Annotated in this window: 20 protein-coding genes and 1 tRNA gene; 11 read left to right on the forward strand and 10 right to left on the reverse strand. The window is 45.5% G+C overall.

What is annotated here, in order from left to right; translation table 11 throughout:
* The first annotated feature begins 21 nt into the window (after positions 1 to 21).
* From AB5443_RS04630 to AB5443_RS04640, 3 genes are all read left to right on the forward strand, one after another.
* Positions 22 to 1,299 (forward strand): efflux RND transporter periplasmic adaptor subunit, encoded by a 1,278-nt coding sequence (locus AB5443_RS04630; RefSeq protein WP_195407667.1) that lies wholly within the window; start codon positions 22 to 24, stop codon positions 1,297 to 1,299.
* 72 nt (positions 1,300 to 1,371) lie between these two features.
* Positions 1,372 to 4,533, forward strand: coding sequence for an efflux RND transporter permease subunit (locus AB5443_RS04635; protein WP_277133900.1), 3,162 nt, complete (start codon positions 1,372 to 1,374; stop codon positions 4,531 to 4,533).
* A gap of 162 nt (positions 4,534 to 4,695) precedes the next feature.
* The gene (locus tag AB5443_RS04640) at positions 4,696 to 5,889 is read left to right on the forward strand and encodes a TolC family protein (protein ID WP_307995893.1); all 1,194 of its coding nucleotides are present in this window, start codon (positions 4,696 to 4,698) and stop codon (positions 5,887 to 5,889) included.
* Here AB5443_RS04640 and AB5443_RS04645 read toward each other — a convergent pair.
* Positions 5,884 to 7,338 (reverse strand): rRNA cytosine-C5-methyltransferase, encoded by a 1,455-nt coding sequence (locus AB5443_RS04645; RefSeq protein WP_368114109.1) that lies wholly within the window; start codon positions 7,336 to 7,338, stop codon positions 5,884 to 5,886. The genes AB5443_RS04640 and AB5443_RS04645 overlap by 6 nt on opposite strands.
* 108 nt (positions 7,339 to 7,446) lie before the next feature.
* Between AB5443_RS04645 and AB5443_RS04650 the strand changes: the two genes are divergently transcribed.
* The 6 genes from AB5443_RS04650 (at position 7,447) to AB5443_RS04675 (ending at position 11,907) form a co-directional block, all read left to right on the forward strand.
* Positions 7,447 to 8,229 carry a DUF6249 domain-containing protein gene (locus AB5443_RS04650; RefSeq protein WP_368114110.1) on the forward strand — a complete coding sequence of 261 codons (783 nt, stop codon included), beginning with the start codon at positions 7,447 to 7,449 and terminating at the stop codon, positions 8,227 to 8,229.
* Positions 8,226 to 8,777, forward strand: coding sequence for an RNA polymerase sigma factor (locus AB5443_RS04655; RefSeq protein WP_022139350.1), 552 nt, complete (start codon positions 8,226 to 8,228; stop codon positions 8,775 to 8,777). Before AB5443_RS04650 ends, AB5443_RS04655 begins: the two co-directional genes overlap by 4 nt.
* Positions 8,758 to 9,087: a DUF5056 domain-containing protein gene (locus AB5443_RS04660; protein WP_368114111.1), complete on the forward strand. Its 330-nt coding sequence runs from the start codon at positions 8,758 to 8,760 to the stop codon at positions 9,085 to 9,087. Before AB5443_RS04655 ends, AB5443_RS04660 begins: the two co-directional genes overlap by 20 nt.
* 195 nt (positions 9,088 to 9,282) lie before the next feature.
* Positions 9,283 to 10,554 (forward strand): cardiolipin synthase, encoded by a 1,272-nt coding sequence (cls, locus tag AB5443_RS04665; protein ID WP_022139348.1) that lies wholly within the window; start codon positions 9,283 to 9,285, stop codon positions 10,552 to 10,554.
* A gap of 58 nt (positions 10,555 to 10,612) precedes the next feature.
* Entirely contained in the window at positions 10,613 to 11,407 is a 795-nt protein-coding gene (locus AB5443_RS04670) for a thymidylate synthase (RefSeq protein ID WP_022139347.1), read from the forward strand.
* 5 nt (positions 11,408 to 11,412) lie between these two features.
* Positions 11,413 to 11,907: a dihydrofolate reductase gene (locus tag AB5443_RS04675; protein WP_368114112.1), complete on the forward strand. Its 495-nt coding sequence runs from the start codon at positions 11,413 to 11,415 to the stop codon at positions 11,905 to 11,907.
* A 6-nt stretch (positions 11,908 to 11,913) separates the two neighbouring features.
* On the opposite strand, the gene AB5443_RS04680 is transcribed toward AB5443_RS04675, so the two are convergent.
* On the reverse strand, positions 11,914 to 12,393 hold the full coding sequence (locus AB5443_RS04680) for an Lrp/AsnC family transcriptional regulator (RefSeq protein WP_022139345.1): 480 nt from the start codon (positions 12,391 to 12,393) through the stop codon (positions 11,914 to 11,916).
* 153 nt (positions 12,394 to 12,546) lie between these two features.
* On the opposite strand from AB5443_RS04680, the gene AB5443_RS04685 reads away from it, so the two are divergent.
* Together AB5443_RS04685 and AB5443_RS04690 are read left to right on the forward strand one after the other, a co-directional pair.
* Entirely contained in the window at positions 12,547 to 13,824 is a 1,278-nt protein-coding gene (locus tag AB5443_RS04685) for an IgA Peptidase M64 (protein ID WP_368114113.1), read from the forward strand.
* An 83-nt stretch (positions 13,825 to 13,907) separates the two neighbouring features.
* Positions 13,908 to 14,444, forward strand: a complete 537-nt coding sequence (locus tag AB5443_RS04690) for a GNAT family N-acetyltransferase (protein WP_368114114.1) — start codon at positions 13,908 to 13,910, stop codon at positions 14,442 to 14,444.
* 146 nt (positions 14,445 to 14,590) lie between these two features.
* Here the strand turns inward: AB5443_RS04690 and AB5443_RS04695 are convergent, their stop codons facing one another.
* The 8 genes from AB5443_RS04695 to AB5443_RS04730 form a co-directional block, all read right to left on the reverse strand.
* Positions 14,591 to 15,061, reverse strand: a complete 471-nt coding sequence (locus AB5443_RS04695) for a biopolymer transporter ExbD (RefSeq protein WP_005678886.1) — start codon at positions 15,059 to 15,061, stop codon at positions 14,591 to 14,593.
* Positions 15,062 to 15,064: 3 nt separating this feature from the next.
* Complete coding sequence (locus AB5443_RS04700) at positions 15,065 to 15,658, reverse strand: biopolymer transporter ExbD (RefSeq protein WP_195407661.1); 594 nt, start codon at positions 15,656 to 15,658, stop codon at positions 15,065 to 15,067.
* A 35-nt stretch (positions 15,659 to 15,693) separates the two neighbouring features.
* The gene (locus AB5443_RS04705; RefSeq protein WP_022139341.1) at positions 15,694 to 16,179 is read right to left on the reverse strand and encodes a hypothetical protein; all 486 of its coding nucleotides are present in this window, start codon (positions 16,177 to 16,179) and stop codon (positions 15,694 to 15,696) included.
* A 5-nt stretch (positions 16,180 to 16,184) separates the two neighbouring features.
* A complete protein-coding gene (locus AB5443_RS04710) occupies positions 16,185 to 16,985 on the reverse strand; it encodes a MotA/TolQ/ExbB proton channel family protein (protein WP_167966962.1) in 801 nt (266 codons plus the stop codon).
* A gap of 74 nt (positions 16,986 to 17,059) precedes the next feature.
* Positions 17,060 to 17,147: transfer RNA gene (locus tag AB5443_RS04715), tRNA-Ser, on the reverse strand.
* 120 nt (positions 17,148 to 17,267) lie between these two features.
* Positions 17,268 to 18,044: a TatD family hydrolase gene (locus AB5443_RS04720; RefSeq protein WP_333698202.1), complete on the reverse strand. Its 777-nt coding sequence runs from the start codon at positions 18,042 to 18,044 to the stop codon at positions 17,268 to 17,270.
* Entirely contained in the window at positions 18,038 to 18,754 is a 717-nt protein-coding gene (locus AB5443_RS04725) for a hypothetical protein (RefSeq protein ID WP_022136553.1), read from the reverse strand. Before AB5443_RS04725 ends, AB5443_RS04720 begins: the two co-directional genes overlap by 7 nt.
* A gap of 16 nt (positions 18,755 to 18,770) precedes the next feature.
* Entirely contained in the window at positions 18,771 to 19,745 is a 975-nt protein-coding gene (locus tag AB5443_RS04730) for a polyprenyl synthetase family protein (protein ID WP_195407659.1), read from the reverse strand.
* Positions 19,746 to 19,773: the final 28 nt, after the last annotated feature.

Raw genomic sequence — 19,773 nt, forward strand, 5'->3', positions numbered from 1 at the left:
TTTAGTAGGAAAATATCATTTATGAAGAAATTTATTTTTATCGGAGTCCTGGGACTGTTCGTCTTGGGGGCTTGTAATAGCACCGTCACACACACACACAACGAGCATGACCACGAAGCGGAGGGACATAATCATGCGACAGAGGGTCATAATCATGCGGCGGAAGGTCACAACCATGAAGCTGAAGGCCACGACCACAGCGCCCACGGCGGCGAATGTAGCGGCGATCACAGCCACGGAGCAACCGCCAGTCACAAGGAAGGCGCAGAAGCCCACAGTGATGAAATTATTCTTCCGAAAGCGAAAGCCGACGCAGCCGGAGTGAAGGTAAGTACCGTTGAGCCTGCCCCTTTCCAACAGGTGATTAAGACGAGCGGACAGGTACTGGCTGCCCAGGGAGACGAATCGGTTGCCGTAGCTACGGTAGCCGGAGTTGTTTCTTTCCGTGGAAAGGTTACGGAAGGAATGAGCGTCGGCAACGGTACTCCTCTCGTCACGATTTCTTCGCACAACATTGCCGACGGCGACCCGGTGCAGCGTGCACGTATCGCCTACGAAGTGTCGAAGAAGGAGTACGAACGCATGAAGGCGCTTGTCCAAAACAAGATTGTATCCGACAAGGATTTTGCGCAGGCTGAACAGAGTTACGAAAATGCACGCATCAGCTACGAAGCCCTCTCCAAGAACCATTCGGCTATCGGACAGAATATCACCGCTCCTATTGCCGGATACGTGAAAAGTATTCTCGTGAAAGAAGGAGATTACGTGACTATCGGCCAGCCGTTGGTAAGTGTGACGCAGAACCGTCGTCTGTTCCTTCGCGCGGAGGTATCGGAGAAGTATTACACGTATCTTCGTACAATTAGTTCGGCAAACTTTCAGACACCTTATAATAATCAGGTGTACGAACTGAAGGCATTGAACGGCAGACTGCTTTCTTTCGGAAAGGCTGCCGGAGATAATTCCTTTTACGTGCCTGTCACGTTCGAGTTTGACAATAAAGGAGAGGTGATTCCCGGTTCTTTTGTAGAAGTATTCCTGCTTTCTTCGCCGATGGAGAATGTGATTTCGCTTCCGCGCACTGCGCTGACAGAGGAACAGGGCATTTATTTCGTATATCTGCAACTGGACGAGGAGGGTTATAAAAAACAAGAAGTTACGATTGGTGCCGACAATGGCAAGAGTGTGCAAATTCTTACAGGTGTGAAGCCCGGCGACCGCGTGGTGACCGAAGGAGCTTATCAGGTGAGATTGGCAAGCGCAAGCAATGCGATTCCCGCACACAGCCACGAACATTAAGCGGCAACGTGCCGCAGCCGGATTTTCTTACGGCGCATCTATCCTTTTTTATAACTCAACGAATGAATTATCATGCTTAATAAAATTATACATTACTCCCTGCACAACCGGTTGGTCGTGCTCTGTGCGGCTATTCTCCTGCTCATCGCAGGGACATATACCGCCATACATACGGAAGTAGACGTATTCCCCGACCTCAACGCTCCCACAGTGGTCATCATGACCGAAGCGAACGGCATGGCGGCCGAGGAAGTTGAACAACTCGTCACTTTCCCTGTTGAAACTGCTGTAAACGGCGCTACCGGTGTACGCCGCGTGCGTTCTTCTTCTACCAATGGTTTTTCTGTTGTGTGGGTGGAGTTCGACTGGGGAACGGATATTTATCTTGCCCGCCAGATTGTGAGCGAAAAACTGGCGGTAGTCAGCGAATCGCTGCCTGTCAACGTCGGCAAACCGACTCTCGGCCCACAATCTTCTATCTTGGGCGAGATGCTTATCGTCGGGTTGACTGCCGATTCGACTTCGATGCTTGATCTCCGGACGATTGCCGACTGGACAATCCGTCCCCGTCTGCTGTCTACCGGTGGTGTGGCGCAGGTGGCTGTGCTCGGTGGAGATATTAAAGAATATCAGATTCAGCTAGACCCGGAACGGATGCGCCACTATGGCATCTCGATGGGCGAAGTCATGGCCGTGACGCAGGACATGAACCTGAACGCGAACGGTGGTGTGCTCTATGAGTTTGGAAATGAATATATTGTACGTGGCGTACTGTCCACCACGCAGACCGGACAGCTCGGTAAGGCGGTGGTTAAGACGGTGAACAGTTTCCCTGTCACGCTGGAAGATATTGCGAATGTGACCATCGGCCCGAAAGCCCCGAAACTGGGTACGGCTTCGGAACGTGGCAAACCGGCGGTGCTAATGACCGTTACCAAGCAGCCCGCCACCAGTACGCTGGAGTTGACGGATAAATTGGAGACTTCGTTGAAAGACCTTCAGAAGAATCTGCCGCCGGATGTAAAGGTATCAACGGACATTTTCCGTCAGAGCCGTTTTATCGAAAGTTCTATCGGCAATGTGAAGAAGTCGCTTTTGGAAGGAGGTATTTTTGTCGTTATCGTCCTGTTCCTGTTCCTGGCGAATGTGCGGACTACGCTGATTTCGTTGGTGACATTGCCGCTTTCGTTGTTGGTTTCCATATTGACGCTGCATTACATGGGTCTGACTATCAATACGATGAGCCTTGGCGGTATGGCGATAGCTATCGGTTCACTGGTGGATGACGCGATTGTCGATGTGGAAAATGTGTACAAGCGGCTACGCGAAAACCGATTGAAGGCGGAAGCGGAAAGGCTGAGTACAATCCAAGTGGTTTTCAATGCTTCGAAAGAGGTACGTATGCCGATTCTTAATTCGACGCTGATTATTGTGGTCAGCTTCGTGCCGTTGTTTTTCCTGAGTGGCATGGAGGGCAGGATGCTCGTGCCATTAGGGATTGCTTTTATCGTGGCGCTGTTTGCTTCTACAGTGGTTGCGCTGACGTTGACTCCGGTGCTTTGTTCGTATCTGTTGGGAAGCAACAAGACAAATAAGGAACTGAAAGAATCTTTTGTAGCGCGTTGGATGAAAGGTATTTACGGGAAGGCGCTGACTTGGGTGCTGGCACACAAGCGGGTGACATTGGGCGGAACGATTGCGCTCTTTCTCATCGCGTTAGGGGTGTTCTTTACGCTGGGACGCAGTTTCCTTCCTTCCTTCAATGAGGGTTCGTTTACTATTAATATCAGTTCTCTGCCGGGTATTTCACTGGAAGAGAGTAATAAAATGGGGCAACGTGCGGAAGAGTTGTTGATGACGATTCCTGAAATACAGACGGTGGCCCGCAAAACGGGGCGTGCCGAGTTGGATGAGCATGCGCTGGGCGTGAATGTGTCGGAGATAGAGGCTCCGTTTGAATTGAAAGACCGTCCGCGCGGTGAATTGGTGGCAGAGGTGCGCGAGAAGTTGGGGACGATTACGGGAGCGAATATTGAAATCGGTCAGCCTATCAGCCATCGTATCGACGCTATGCTGTCCGGGACGAAGGCGAATATCGCGATTAAGCTGTTCGGGGATGATTTGAACAAGATGTTCTCGTTGGGTAATCAGATAAAAGAGGCTATCAGTGATATTCCCGGTGTGGCGGATTTGAATGTGGAACAGCAGATTGAGCGTCCGCAGTTGAAAATTCAGCCGAAACGGGAGATGTTGGCCAAGTTCGGGATTACGTTGCCGGAGTTTTCGGAATATGTCAATGTGGCTTTGGCGGGAAAGGTGATTTCGCAAGTTTACGAGCAGGGGAAGAGTTTCGACCTGATTGTGAAGGTGAAGGATGATGCTCGTGATGAAATGGAGAAGATTCGCAATCTGATGGTGGATACGAATGATGGCCGCAAAGTTCCTTTGAGTTATGTGGCGGAAGTGGTATCGGCCATGGGCCCGAATACCATCAACCGCGAGAATGTGAAACGGAAAATCGTGATTTCTGCCAATGTAGCCGACCGTGACTTGCGCAGTGTGGTGAATGATATTCAGAAAGAGATTGATTCGTCGGTGCAGTTACCCGAAGGGTATCATATCGAGTATGGCGGACAGTTCGAGAGTGAACAGGCGGCCAGCCGGACGTTGGCGCTGACTTCGTTTATCAGTATTGCTGTCATTTTCTTATTGCTTTACCATGAGTTCCGCAGTGTCAAGGAGTCGGGAGTTATTTTGCTGAATCTGCCGCTCGCGTTGATTGGCGGTGTTTTCGCACTGGTGATTACGACAGGTGAGGTCAGTATCCCCGCCATCATCGGTTTTATCTCTCTCTTTGGTATCGCGACTCGTAACGGTATGTTGCTGATTAGTCATTACAACCATCTGCAACAGGAAGAGGGGCTGAATGTCTACGACAGTGTGATTCAAGGCTCTCTCGACCGTTTGAATCCGATTTTGATGACGGCTTTGTCTTCCGCGCTGGCATTGATTCCGTTGGCTTTGGGTGGTGATTTGCCGGGCAACGAAATACAGAGTCCGATGGCCAAAGTTATCTTGGGCGGACTGTTAACGTCTACATTCCTGAACGGTTTCATCGTCCCGATTGTTTACCTACTAATGCACCACCGGCGTAGCGCCGGAGCAAAGTTTCCTTGCGGCACCGATGGAGCCAGCGTAGTGCTGGAGCAAAGTTCCCCTGCGGCACCAAAGTAGTCAGCGTAACGCTGAAGCAAGATTTCCTTGCGGCATGAAGGCATTTCAGGCACGGATTACACGGTTGTTTTATAAACCGCATTTCCTAAAACCGTGAAATCCGCGTAATCCGTGCCTAAAAATTATCATTTAACGTGATATATAATAAAAAAACAAGAAAGTATGAAACGAATTATCATTATAGGCTCTTTCGCTGTCACTGTGTTCTTTGCCCTGACAGGCAATATGCAGGCGCAGAGCAGCATAGACCAAGTTTTAAAAAATATAGAAACAAATAATAAGGAGTTGCAGGCGAACGGGCAACTGATTCAGTCACAAAAACTGGAAGCTAAAACGGATAATAATCTGCCGGATCCTACACTTTCCTATGCGCATCTTTGGGGGGCGAAGGATAAGAGTGAGACAATCGGTGAACTGGTTGTTTCACAGAGCTTCGATTTTCCGAGTTTATACGTGACACGCAATAAGTTGAACCGCTTGAAAGCAGGGGCTTATGACAGTCAGGCAGATGTTTTCCGTCAGGAGAAGTTATTACTGGCAAAAGAACTTTGCTTGGATATTATTATGCTCCGTCAGCAAAAGAATATTCTGGAAGAACGTCTTCGCAATGCGGAAGAGCTTGCGAAGATGTATGCCAAACGTCTGCAAACAGGGGATGCGAATGCGCTCGAGACGAACAAGATTAATCTGGAATTGCTGAACGTCAAGACGGAAACGTCGCTGAACGAAACGGCACTTCGCAATAAATTGCAGGAGCTGAATACGTTGAACGGAAATATTCCGGTAGTTTTCGAGGAAAACCAATACCCGTCTGTACCTTTCCCGTCTGACTATCAGATTCTGAAGTCCGAAATGATGTCCGCAGACCGCACGTTGATGGCTCTCGGCAACGAAAGTTTGGTTGCCCGCAAACAGATTGCTGTCAATAAGTCTCAATGGTTACCGAAGTTGGAGTTGGGTTACCGACGGAATACGGAAACGGGAGTACCGTTCAATGGCGTGGTAGTCGGCTTTTCTTTCCCGCTTTTCGAGAACCGGAATAAGGTGAAGATTGCCAAAGCGCAGGCGCTGAATATCGACTTGCAAAAGGATAACGCAACATTGCAAGTGGAATCCGAACTGGCACAGCTTTACCGCGAAGCCAAGGCATTGCACGCTTCGATGGAAGAATACAGCAAGACTTTCCAGTCACAACAAGACCTGGCATTGTTGAAGCAGGCGTTGACCGGCGGACAAATCAGCATGATTGAGTACTTCGTAGAAGTATCTGTAATCTACCAAAGCCACCAGAACTATCTGCAACTGGAAAATCAGTACCAGAAGGCGATGGCACGGATTTACAAGAGTAAACTATAACGTTTTTATCTCATCCGGTAAATATCCGCTACGGATACGCCACTCTTGTGGATAAAGATTATTTGCACGGTTGCCGATATTCTTTACGAAGCCGAGAGGAATATTCCGATAGGTAAGTAAAACATAACCGCGAGGGGCTGTTGCCGATAAGGTAATGGCCTCTTTTCGTAAGTAGGCAATCGCTTGTTCGTAAGTTACTTCTTCGGTCGCAAAAGCTTCGCGGCGCAACAGTGTGGAACTCATTGCCAAAGCATGGCCGGGAATTAAATCTTTTCCTTTCACCTCTCCCACTCCGACACCTGCCGACACGATTTTCAGGCTTTGCTTCATGGCCGCCAGTTCGTCAGCGTATTGTTGCGGAAAGATTTGAATAGTTGTTCCTTCTGTGGATAACAGATAACCGGCGGATTTTTCTTCATCCAACCAGTTCTTAGCCATATTCAGATGTTCTTTGGTGACAAGTGACGGCGTTGCTCCGCCTTTCCTGTCCTTTTTCTTTGCAGTTTTGCCTTTAGTAAAAGAAAAGGCGGGTGTGGCGTCTTCTTCCGTTTCCGGTTTGCGAAGGGCGGCTAAGAAAAAGCCTTCGCCTTTTGTTTTATGAGGGAAAAAATGATAGACCGGTGCTTCTTGCGCAGAGTTCTCAGAATTGTTAGATTCGTCCCGCAAAAGATTTCCTGTAATATTCCAGTCCTTCCCTACCTCAAGAGCCAACGGTTCTGCCCCAAATTCTTGCTGAATCCAACGAACATTTTCTTCGTCTTCTTTTGTATTATAAGTACATGTACTATATATAAGGATTCCACCGGGCTTCAAGCTAGGCCAGATGTCTGCGATAATTCTCCGTTGTCGTTGCCAGCATATCGCTACATTTTCCGGACTCCATTCTTCAACCGCCACCGGGTCTTTGCGGAACATACCTTCGCCCGAACAGGGAACATCAGTCAAAATCACGTCAAAGAAAGAGGGCAAAGATGAAAAATCAGCAGGGTCATTATTAGTTACAACGACATCCGGGTGTCCCCACTTAGTCAGATTCTCCGCCAAAATCTGCGAACGGTTTCTGATAACTTCATTGGCAACCAGCAGACTTCCTTCAGGAAGCACACTGCGGGCATGAGTCGATTTTCCACCGGGAGCAGCGCATAAGTCCAGCATCACCACCGGTTCTGTGACGTATTGCCGAAGCACCTGTTCTACAAACATGGAAGAGGCTTCCTGAACATAATAGCAGCCTGCATGAAACAAAGGATCGAACGTAAAAGTAAGACGCTCATCGAGATAAAATCCCTCAGATGACCAGGGAACCGGGAGAAGTTGAGAGTCCATTCTCAACTTATTCAACCTTATGCTGACAGGCGGTTCCTGTTGCAAGGCAGCAGCCAGTTTGTCGTATTCTTCGTCGCCCAATAAAGAGCGGGTGTAATCTATGAAAGAAGCGGGTAAATTCATTTTCGTTTATTAATTTTCGCAAATATCAAAAATATTTCGTCTCTTTGCAACTTTCCTGGATATTAACTACGTCTAACAGACAAAGAAACAAATAAAAAAACTATTTATATGAAAAATTTTCTACTTGCATTGATGGTCGTACTGACCACTTGCACATTGGCTATCGCCCAAAATAATACGACTGTCGTACAAGATTCTGTTGGAAACGTGAAAATCAGTGTAAAGAAAAGCAGCAAAGCAAACGCGAATAACACTGCTGTAACAGTGGTCGGCGTAGACGCTATGGACGCTGATTCCACCGACATTGACGCCGACTCAAGCAGTGTGAGTCACGGTAGCGCCAGTTTCTCAATCAATACGGATGACGATGACTTTCCATTCTACGATTTCGAAAATGCCGTTAGCGGCCTTTTAATACCGATCATAGCTATAATCTCTGTATTCGGCTCGCCAGTATTAATCCTGTTCATAGTCTTCTTCTTCCGCTACAAGAACCGGAAGGCACGCTATCGCCTTGCCGAACAGGCACTTGCGACAGGACAACCGTTGCCGGCAGACTTTATCCGGGAAAACAAACCTGCCGACCCATGCTCACAAGGTATCAAAAACACATTTACCGGTATCGGACTTTTCATCTTCCTTTGGGCAATTACAGGAGAATTCGGAATCGGAACTATCGGACTGCTAGTTGCATTTATGGGCATCGGGCAATGGATTATAGGTTACAAGCAGAAGCAAAATCCGGAAGCATCCGATGCATGGATGCGCAATATCAATAAAAGCGAAAATCAAAACGACAACATCAAAACCGACAGTTCCAATATCTTCTCCCCCGAATCCGAAAACAAAGGTAATGGGCTGAATGAAGGAAAGAACGAAGAAGAAAAATGAGCCAACTCAATGACATATCGCTAGTCGCGCAGGTCGTGGTGTTCAAGAACACCAGGGCCTTCGACCAGTTGGTGGGGAAGTACCAGTCGCCTGTCCGGCGGTTCTTCCTGAATCTGACTTGCGGCGACAACGAATTGAGTGACGACTTGGCACAAGATACATTCATCAAGGCGTATACGAATATTGCTTCTTTCCGAAACTTATCAAGCTTCTCCACGTGGCTGTATCGTATTGCGTACAATGTTTTTTATGATTATATTCGCAGCCGGAAGGAGACGGCTGACTTGGATACAAGGGAAATAGACGCCATCAACAGTACCGAGCAGGAGAATGTCGGTCAGAAAATGGATGTCTACCAGTCGCTCAAGACGCTCAAAGAAGTGGAAAGAACCTGCATCACGTTGTTTTACATGGAAGATGTAAGCATCGACAAGATTGCGGGGATAACAGGAATACCGGCAGGGACGGTGAAAAGCCATCTGTCGCGTGGTAAAGAGAAATTGGCAACGTATTTAAAACAAAACGGTTATGAAAGAAGTAGACAATGATAAGCTCTTGCGCGATTTCTTCGCAGAAAACAAGCAGGAAATAGCGGACAACGGATTCAGTCGCCGTGTCATGCACCACTTGCCCGACCGCAGCTATCGGCTGGCACGTCTTTGGAGTGCTTTCGTAATGGCGATTGCAACTGTACTTTTCGTTTGGTTGGGCGGTTTGGAAGCTGCTTGGGGAACCATCAGGGAAGTGTTTATCGGTATGATTAATCATGGCGCTACAAGCCTTGACCTGAAATCAATTATTATCGCTACCGTCGTCCTGTTGTTTATGGCGACGCGTAAAGTGGCTTCGTTGGCATAAGCGCCATCAAAAGGATATATAATTACAATCCCGGAATTCTGTGTATCTCCGGGATTTTTTTATTCTTTAGACAAAGAAATTCTTATGAGCCGTTCCATCTGTTAAACAATAATAAATCTACCCTTTATTCCAAGTCGCCCCAAACTTAGATGTTGTATCTTTGTTGTTCTGTAAACTAAAATAGAGAGAAAAGTTTTGAAACTACGTATATTTATTTTATTTCTGTTTTTGTCTTTATTACGCGCCCAGGCGGATGTCATCGACAGTTTGATGACGCATCCACGGGACTCTATCGGACTAACAAGTGATTCTCTAGTATTACATTTCCTGCAAGAATCAGGTATTCCCATCTCCGATAACAATAAAGTCAAGCTGCTGAAAAGCGGACGGGAGAAGTTTATCGATTTATTTGAAGCCATACGGGAAGCCAAACACCATGTTCACCTTGAATATTTCAATTTCCGCAATGACTCCATCGCCAATGCTTTATTCGACCTCTTGGCCGAAAAGGTAAAAGAAGGCGTTGAAGTGCGGGCTATGTTCGACGCCTTCGGCAACTGGTCGAATAACAAGCCGCTCAAAAAGAAACATCTCAAGAAAATACGTGAACGGGGCATCGAAATTGTCAAGTTCGACCCGTTTACCTTCCCTTACATCAACCACGCCGCCCACCGCGACCACCGGAAGATTGCCGTCATTGACGGAAAAGTGGCTTATACGGGCGGAATGAATATCGCCGATTATTACATCAACGGTCTGCCCAAAATCGGAACCTGGCGGGATATGCACACGCGCATCGAAGGGGATGCCGTCAACGACCTGCAGGAAATATTTCTCACGATTTGGAACAAAGAGACGAAACAGAATATAGGCGGGGAAGCTTATTTTCCGCAACATGCGGGACAGACGGACAGCACCAATATTGTAGTCGCCATCGTAGACCGTACTCCGAAGAAGAACAGTCGTATGTTGAGCCACGCATATGCGATGAGTATTTATTCGGCGCAAAAGAATGTACACATCGTCAATCCTTATTTCGTGCCGACTTCTTCCATCAAGAAAGCACTGAACCGCTCCATTGACCGGGGAGTGGATGTGACGATTATGGTTTCTTCCGCTTCTGATATTCCGTTTACGCCGGATGCCGCGCTTTATAAGCTGCATAAGTTGATGAAAAGGGGAGCTACCGTTTATATGTACAACGGCGGATTTCATCACTCGAAAATCATGATGGTCGACGACCTGTTCTGCACAGTCGGCACTGCCAACCTAAACAGCCGGAGCCTCCGATACGACTACGAGACGAACGCTTTCATCTTTGACAAGAAAACGACAGCCGAACTGAATACGATGTTCCATGAAGATATCGAACACTGCACCCAACTGACACCTGAATTTTGGAAAAAGCGTTCACCTTGGAAGAAGTTCGTCGGATGGTTTGCTAATTTATTCACACCATTTTTGTAATTTTGCACAAGTGTGTAGTTCTCCGTGAATACACCAATGATTTGAAAATTTATTCATTATGAAACAATACCTGGATTTGCTCAACCGTGTACTGACGGAAGGCACGGAAAAAAGTGATCGCACCGGAACGGGAACCATCAGCGTTTTCGGCCATCAAATGCGTTTTAACCTCGAAGACGGTTTTCCCTGTCTGACAACGAAGAAGCTGCATCTGAAATCAATCATATACGAGTTGCTTTGGTTTCTGCAAGGAGACACTAACGTGAAATATCTGCAAGAGCACGGAGTGCGTATTTGGAATGAATGGGCGGACGAGAACGGTGACTTAGGTCATATCTACGGTTACCAGTGGCGTTCGTGGCCTGACTACAACGGTGGATTCATCGACCAAATCAGCGAAGTGGTAGAGACAATCAAGCATAACCCGGATTCACGCCGTATCATCGTGAGTGCCTGGAACGTGGCAGACCTGAACAAGATGAATCTCCCGCCCTGCCATGCTTTCTTCCAGTTCTACGTAGCGGACGGACGATTGAGCCTGCAACTTTACCAACGCAGTGCCGATATCTTCCTCGGCGTTCCTTTCAACATCGCTTCTTATGCATTGTTATTGCAAATGATGGCGCAAGTAACGGGATTGAAAGCAGGTGACTTTGTTCATACGTTCGGTGATGCCCACATCTACCTGAACCACCTGGAACAGGTGAAACTGCAACTGTCACGCGAACCTCGCCCGCTGCCACAAATGAAAATCAACCCGGATGTGAAAAGTATCTTCGATTTCAAATTTGAGGACTTTGAATTAGTAAATTATGACCCGCATCCGCATATCGCAGGAGTAGTAGCCGTATAATTCCTATGAGTAAAGTATCCATTATCGCCGCCATAGACCAGCATATGGCAATAGGCTTTCAGAATAAACTTCTTTTTTGGCTGCCCAACGACTTGAAGCGTTTCAAGGCGTTGACTACCGGAAACACCATTATAATGGGCCGCAAGACTTTCGAATCTCTTCCGAAAGGTGCATTGCCCAATCGCAGAAACGTTGTACTGTCTTCCAATCCGGCTACGGAATGTCCCGGCGCTGAAGTGTTCCCATCTCTTGAAGCGGCCTTGCAAAGCTGCAAAGAAGAGGAACATGTGTATATAATCGGCGGTGCAAGCATTTACCGGCAAGCACTTCCTTTTGCTGACGAACTCTGCCTGACAGAGATAGACAGCACTGCTCCCGAAGCCGACGTATATTTCCCTGAAGTTTCTCCGGAGATGTGGCAAGAAAAAAGCAGAGAAACTCACCCTGCGGATGAGAAACATCTCTGCTCCTATGCCTTTGTAGATTACGTAAGAAAGTGAGATAAATTAATCTTCCTCGTCCACCTCGACCATGATAGGCATCTGCCTCTTAATGGCTTCGTGGAAGGAGATTAACGTTTCTGTACGCGCCAATCCCAGTGGTTGCAATTTATCATGGATAACACTCAACAAGTGGTGGTTATTCTTTGCGTAAATCTTGATGAACATATCATATTTTCCGGTAGTGAAATGACATTCCACTACTTCGGGAATAGCTTCCAAAGCCTTTGTTACCGAATCAAAAGATTCGGGATCTTTCAGATAGATACCGATGTAAGCACAAGTTTCATATCCTATTTTTTCGGGGTCAATGACATATTCTGAACCTTTGAGTATCCCTAAGTTAGTTAGTTTTTGAATACGTTGATGAATCGCGGCACCGGAAACATTACAAGCTCTCGCCACTTCCAAAAAAGGAATACGTGCATTGCCGGCAATCAGTTTCAGTATTTGTTCATCCAGCGTATCTAATTGATGATGTCCCATTTCTTAAATCAAATTGTTTTAATCAGTGAATCTTTTGTGCAAAGTTAGCGATTTTCCGGCAACAAATGCTATAAACTATTACTTTTATTTATACGAAGCAGTTAAATCAACAATAGTTTGTATCTTTGCAAAAAACATAAATATACCATTTATATGAGACAAATTTGCTGTATTGTTCTATTTTTCTTCACTTTTGTGGAAGGTTATGCACAGAACTTTGCCGATTATTTTCAAGATAAAACATTGCGGGTGGACTACATCTTTACCGGAGATGCCAGGCAACAGGCCATCTATCTCGACGAACTGTCACAACTTCCTTCCTGGGCAGGCCGCCAGCATCATTTATCCGAACTCCCACTGGAAGGCAACGGTCAAATCATCGTGAAAGACCTTGCTACCAAACGGTGCATCTACAAGACTTCCTTCTCTTCCCTGTTTCAGGAATGGCTCACCACGGACGAAGCCAAAGAAACGGCAAAGGGATTCGAGAACAGTTTTCTTCTGCCCTATCCCAAACAACCGATAGAAGTGGAAATCGTCCTGTATTCTCCGCGCAGGGAAGTGATGGTCAACTACAAGCATATCGTCCGCCCTGACGATATCCTGATTCATAAACGGGGAGTGTCACACGTCACTCCGCATCGCTATATGCTCCAAAGTGGCAACGAGAAAGAATGTATCGACGTCGCCATCCTTGCTGAAGGATATACCGGGAAGGAAATGGACTTGTTCTATCAGGATGCGCAAAACGCTTGTGAAAGCCTGTTTTCACATGAACCGTTCCGCTCCATGAAAGATAAGTTCAATATCATTGCCGTTGCCAGTCCGTCTACGGACAGTGGCGTCAGTGTGCCCCGCGAAAACCAATGGAAACAAACGGCCGTACACTCTCATTTCGATACTTTCTATTCGGATCGTTACCTGACTACCAGCCGGGTAAAATCTATCCATAACGCCTTAGCCGGCATCCCTTACGAACACATTATTATTCTCGCCAACACTGACGTATACGGTGGTGGCGGTATTTATAATTCGTATACGCTGACTACTGCCCATCATCCGATGTTCAAGCCCGTAGTGGTACACGAGTTCGGGCACAGCTTTGCAGGATTAGCCGACGAGTATTTCTATGAGGACGACACAATGACAGATACCTATCCACTGGATATTGAACCATGGGAACAGAATATCTCGACACGCATAGATTTCGCTTCCAAGTGGGAAAATATGCTCACCAAAGGTACTCCCATCCCCACCCCTGCCACCGAAAGGAAAAAATATCCGGTAGGAGTCTATGAAGGAGGCGGATACTCAGCCAAAGGCATCTATCGTCCTGCCTATGACTGTCGTATGAGAACAAACGGTTACCCGGAATTCTGTCCGGTTTGCCAACGCGCCATCCGCCGCGTGATTGAATTCTATATCCCTTAAAGGTTATATGGATACAAAAGGGTACAAAATATAATATCAATATAAAGAATACACTATTAGTACAAACTTAAAGCCCAAACCGTATGATTAGATTTCAACCGATTAGCACATCGGATTTCCAACATTACAAGTTTATGGAAGAGTTACTTATCGATGCATTTCCACCGGAAGAATACCGTGAGTTAGACCAACTCCGTGAGTACACTGACCGCATAAGTAACTTTTACAATAATATCATCTTTGATGATGACTTGCCTATCGGCTTTATCACCTACTGGGACTTTGACAGCTTCTACTACGTAGAGCACTTCGCAACCAACCCTGCCCTGCGAAACGGCGGATATGGAAAACGCACCCTCGAATACTTATGCAACTACTTGAAGCAACCGATTGTACTCGAAGTGGAACGCCCGGTAGAGGAGATGGCAAAACGCCGTATCGGATTCTATCAACGCCAGGGTTTCGTTTTGTGGGAAAAAGACTATTACCAACCGCCTTACAAGCCGGGAGACGATTTCCTGCCTATGTATCTAATGGTACACGGCAACCTCAACCCGGATAAAGACTACGAAATGATAAGGAAGAAACTTCACACAATCGTTTATGGAGTAAAAGAATAAAAGAAAATAAAGGATATTATTAGCAGAGCAGCAGTAGTAAAAGCCTTATTAGTAGTAGAAACAGCTAAAATAGAGATATTCCTAAATAAAGAAAGGGCTTCCAAATCATTTTGGAAGCCCTTTCTTTAATATATTGAATTAACTAATTATTTCTCACCACGTTTAGTAGCAGAATAGTTAATCTTCAAAGCGTAAGATTTTCTAAGAGCATTTTTTACGTCAGTAACAATACCCATCTTAGTCTTTTGGTCAACTTTCAGAGACACAGTCATTTTCGCTGCATCTCCCTCACTCATACTAGCACGTTCCTGGAAAATGAAGTCTTGTACTTCACCAACTTCAGCATAGCTGTCGTTAAGCTGAATACGACTTTCAGTACCCATTTTCGCACGATATTCCTGAGTAGGTTCACCTACATAAATGAATGTCACCAATGATTTCTTCTCCAGTTTTTCGAGTTCAGTACCTTGCGGAAGTGTAAACTGTACCTTTAATGTTACCTCACGCATTGTTGTTACAATCATAAAGAAAAACAACAATGTAAAGATAAGGTCAGGCAACGAAGAAGTATTCAATGCCGGCATTTCACGTTTACCAGTCTTATTAAATTTTCCCATTACTTACTTCTTTTTTTCTCCGTATTTTTTAGGTTCTGCCTCAGAAATTCGTTGCGGATAGATTTCACGGACTGCTTTCTGCTGTTCATCAGTCAACTCCGCATATTTCACTCCGAACTTTTCTGTAGCTAGTTCATCTCTCAATTCATTGTATGCAGCAACCAACTCATTCTGCACACTAATATATGCCTGATAAGAAGATCCACGGTCATTCTGCAAAGAAACCACATGCTTGTCACTAACAAGAGTTGTACCAAAAAATTCCACATTCTTTTGCGTCTTTTCAGGCATATTCTCTGCATTATTAACATTAGCAATAAATTCTTTTGCTTTATCTCTCAACTGATCAACGCTAATATAATCATTTCCACACATCAAGGCATCATCTTTATTCAGATACACCTGCAGAATGTTACGTTCTTTGATTTTATCAGCATCATCTTTTCTTTCATCTTCGGGTGGCGGTGGCAAAAGTCTTGCCAAACCACGGTCCGTATCCATTGATGTCGTAATCAAGAAGAAGATCAGCAACAAGAAAGCGATATCCGCCGTAGAACTTGAGTTAATATCAGGAACTTTTCTTTTTCCTTTTGCCATTGTAATTACTTATTTAATTGAGTATCCTCAATTGATTACGATAATTTTTTCTTTATACCACTCACAATGATTGCAACGATAGTCACAAACAACAGAATGTAAATAGAATAAAGGAACATATCAGTCAACTTCAGCCAAAAAGGAACATTGTCTGTACCGTCATAACCTTGGATTTGCATTGGTGTACCATCACCCATAGCCCAAGCAACAACTAAAACAACAACCAAAAGAACCAAGCCAAGTAAAGACTTAATTGCATTTGCCGGATTATCTTTTAAAGCTGCACCAAATTGGAAAACAGCACCGATGACAGTAGCAGCAATAGCAACGCCAAACAAAGCATACATCAAATAGAGTAAGGCGTCTGTTTGAGCAGGCTGCCACATTTCGGGATCAACTCCCGGTATCACTGCATCGCCACTAGCATCTCCCCCAAAGAAGAAAAGCCCCATAACGATCAGGATGATGGCAAACATCGCATAAAGTGCGTAATACGATGCTTTATATGTTAACTTACTCATCTTTATTATTTTTTGTATTTCAAGTTATATTTGATTACCATGTCAAGCAAAGAGATAGAAGAATCTTCCATTTCGCTTGTAAGAGCTTCAATCTTAGCAAGTACGTAGTTGTAGAATACCTGAAGAATCAAAGCAACGATCAAACCGAAGATAGTTGTAATCAAGGCTACTTTCATACCACCTGCAACAACCGTCGGAGAGATATCACCTACCTGTTGGATTTTGTCAAATGCCTGCACCATACCGATTACAGTACCCAAGAATCCGAGTGACGGAGCCATTGCGATAAACAGTGTAATCCAAGAACATCCTTTTTCAAGGTAACCGGCTTGTACACCACCGTAAGAAACAACTGATTTTTCAACCACATCGATACCCTGGTCAATTCTCATCAAACCTTGGTAGTAGATAGAAGCAACAGGACCTCTCGTGTTACGAGCAATGTCTTTAGCAGCTTCAACATCACCTTTTTCCAAAGCAGCTTCGATAGATGCCATGAATTTCTTTGTGTTGATTTCAGCCAAGCTCAAATAGATGATACGTTCGATACAGAAAGCCAAACCGATCACCAAAGCGATAGCTACCAAACTCATGAAAGATGCAGTACCTTCAATGAATTTAACTTTGATTTCCTTGTGAATACCACCTTCTTCTGCAGCAGGAGCAGCAGCTGTAGTTTCAGCGGCAGGAGCAACAGCTTGTTGTTCAGTTTGTTCTGCTGCAGGAGCATCTTGAGCCTGAGCAAGTTGAATAGAGCCAAATGTAAAGGCACCAATCACAGCAACAATTGCGAATAACTTTTTCATTGTGTGTCTAATTTTTAAGATTAATTAATTGATTATTATTATTGTTTTTACTTCTCGTTCCGTTTTCAATTCTGCGGAGAGACGGGGATTCGAACCCCGGATACGCTTTAGGCGTATACACGCTTTCCAGGCGTGCCTCTTCAACCACTCGAGCATCTCTCCTTATGAGTTTTCCGCATTTTCAGCTACAAATGTATCCTTTTTTTTCTTTTCGTGAAGCATTATCCCTTTTTTATCTTGAATAAATACTGCAAATTAATATATTTTAAAACCTTGCGAACATTATTTGCGGATTCCAAACACTTTTAGTGCATTTCCTGAAGTGACCTGAGACACGTATTCAGAGGGCATTCGATAAATTTCCGCCACTTTCGCAAGGGTATCTTTCACATTGGCACTTTCATTCCGCTTGCCACGGTTCGGCGCCGGAGTCAAATATGGCGAGTCGGTTTCGAGCACGATACGTTCCAAAGGGACTGTGAGCAATGTCTCCGGCAGAGTCGATTTCTTAAAAGTGACAACCCCGTTAATGCCTAGCATAAAGCCCTCAAACTCCAACAATTTCGCCGCTTCTTCCGGCGTTCCGGTGAAACTATGAAAAATGCCGGTGAGAGGGGTGTTTTTATAGGCCGACATTACCTTATATATATACTCGAACGCATCCCTTGAATGAATGACTATCGGCAACCGGTATTCGAGCGCCCACTCAATCTGCTTTTCAAAGACCAGCAACTGCTCTTTCAGGAAAGTCTTGTCCCAGTAGAGGTCAAGTCCGATTTCACCGATGGCGACAAACTGATTGTTCCCTGCCAACTGCTCGCGTACCACCGCCAGTTCCTGTTCATATGTTTCATTGACCGAGGTAGGATGCAATCCGATCATCGGATAGCAAAAGCCCGGGTAATCAGCACATACGGACAACATCGAATCAATTGTCGTGCTGTCGATATTCGGCATAAAAATATAGGAGACGCCGGCTTCGCGTGCGCGTTCCATCACTTGTGGCAAATCCTCGGAAAATTCTTCTAAAAAAAGATGGGAATGAGTGTCTATCAACATGATATTTCGTTTTCTTCTTTTACTTTTTCATTGGAGCGATAATAATATATCAGGCCGTAGTCACGGCATTTGTCCAAGCGAGCTTCATTGGGAGTGACGTCCTGAAACTTGGCTTCCACCTGATTCCATATATCCAGTATCAACTCATCGGCACGGTCACGCATGGAAGCCAGTTCGTCAAGGCTCCGGCTGGTCAATGCCTGATAATTCTTCTGCCGTTCGTAGCTGTCAAGAAAAATATCATAGTGCACTTTCACGCGTGCAATCGTAGGATTATAAATCGGTATGCCGCCCTGTGACGTTCTCCGCTGCTCACCTTCAATAATCTTCTTCCCCCACTCCACCAATGCGGCTTCGCTTAACAAATCCGGCACGGTATTTGCATTGGGCAGACCATATAATTCTTTGTGGGCTACCTTTATTTCATCACGGAGTACCGCCAAGTTGAGCACCTGGATGAAATGGGAAATATACAGCCGGGCGGTTTTCACATTTGCCTGATGTTTCCTGCTTGCCCGCGACTGATTTTCATAACATTGCGTATAATAAATTTGTGCCGCTTCAAACCTTTGCAGGAAATTGCGCGCTTCAAACAATGTCTTTAGTGTAATTGCCAGGTCGCGCACATTATACAGTTCACCCTTTTCGACCGCTGTTTTCAACGCCCGAACTCTTGCCTGGTCTGTATTTGGTAGTCGTCTGTATGGCATATTATCAAGAACTTAGTTACATTTCACGATACATCAGTACTTTCACCAGGTTCTTCAGTTCTTTTTTTCTGTCCTCTGCCACCGCTACTGCCGAAAGGCTTTCCATGGCGAGTGTATAATATTCGCGCATCTTGTTTTCGCAGATATTGCGAATATTCAGTTGATTGTACAGTTCTGTCACCGCAGCTATTTTTTCGGCAGGCTGATAAGTATCAGCATTGAGCCAACGATCCAGTTTTTCTCTTTGCTTCTCGTCCGCACGGTGCAGCGCCTTGATAAGCATATATGTTTTTTTGTTGCAAAGGATGTCACCGCCTATTTTCTTACCGAACACTTCCGGGTCACCATAGACATCCAGCAAATCATCCTGCAACTGGAACGCGACTCCTATCTGCATTCCGAAATTATAAAGATTATCGGCATCCTCAGCAGTCGCTCCTGCCAGAATAGCACCGATTTTGAGACTGCCTGCCAGTAATACGGCTGTTTTCAGGCGAATCATTTCAATATATTCATCCTCAGTGACATCGCAACGGGATTCAAATTCCATATCCAGTTGCTGTCCTTCACAAATTTCGAGTGTAGTCAGGCTGAACAGTTCCATCACTTCCTTGAGATGCTCCGACGGGCACGCTGTCATGTACTGAAACGCCAGAATCAGCATAGCGTCTCCCGAGAGTACGGCAGTGTTGTCATTCCAGACCTTGTGTACGGTCGGCTTTCCTCTGCGCATATCGGAACGGTCCATCAAGTCATCATGTAGCAACGTATGGTTGTGGTAAACTTCGATAGCGGTGGCAGGGTCGTAGATAGACGCGACATCCTCGCGATACAAGTTATACGCCATCAACATTAATACGGGACGTATCCGCTTCCCCCCTAAAGAAAGGATATATTCAATCGGTTCATAGAGTCCTTTCGGTGTCCGGGTAAACTGAATTTCAGAAATATGAGTGTTTATTTTATCAAGTAATTGAGAAGCTGTGAACATGATGGATGAAAAATATAAATGAATGAAA

Source organism: Bacteroides sp. RTP21281st1_H5_RTP21281_210402 (assembly GCF_040918965.1).
In the GTDB taxonomy this organism is placed as follows: domain Bacteria; phylum Bacteroidota; class Bacteroidia; order Bacteroidales; family Bacteroidaceae; genus Bacteroides; species Bacteroides congonensis.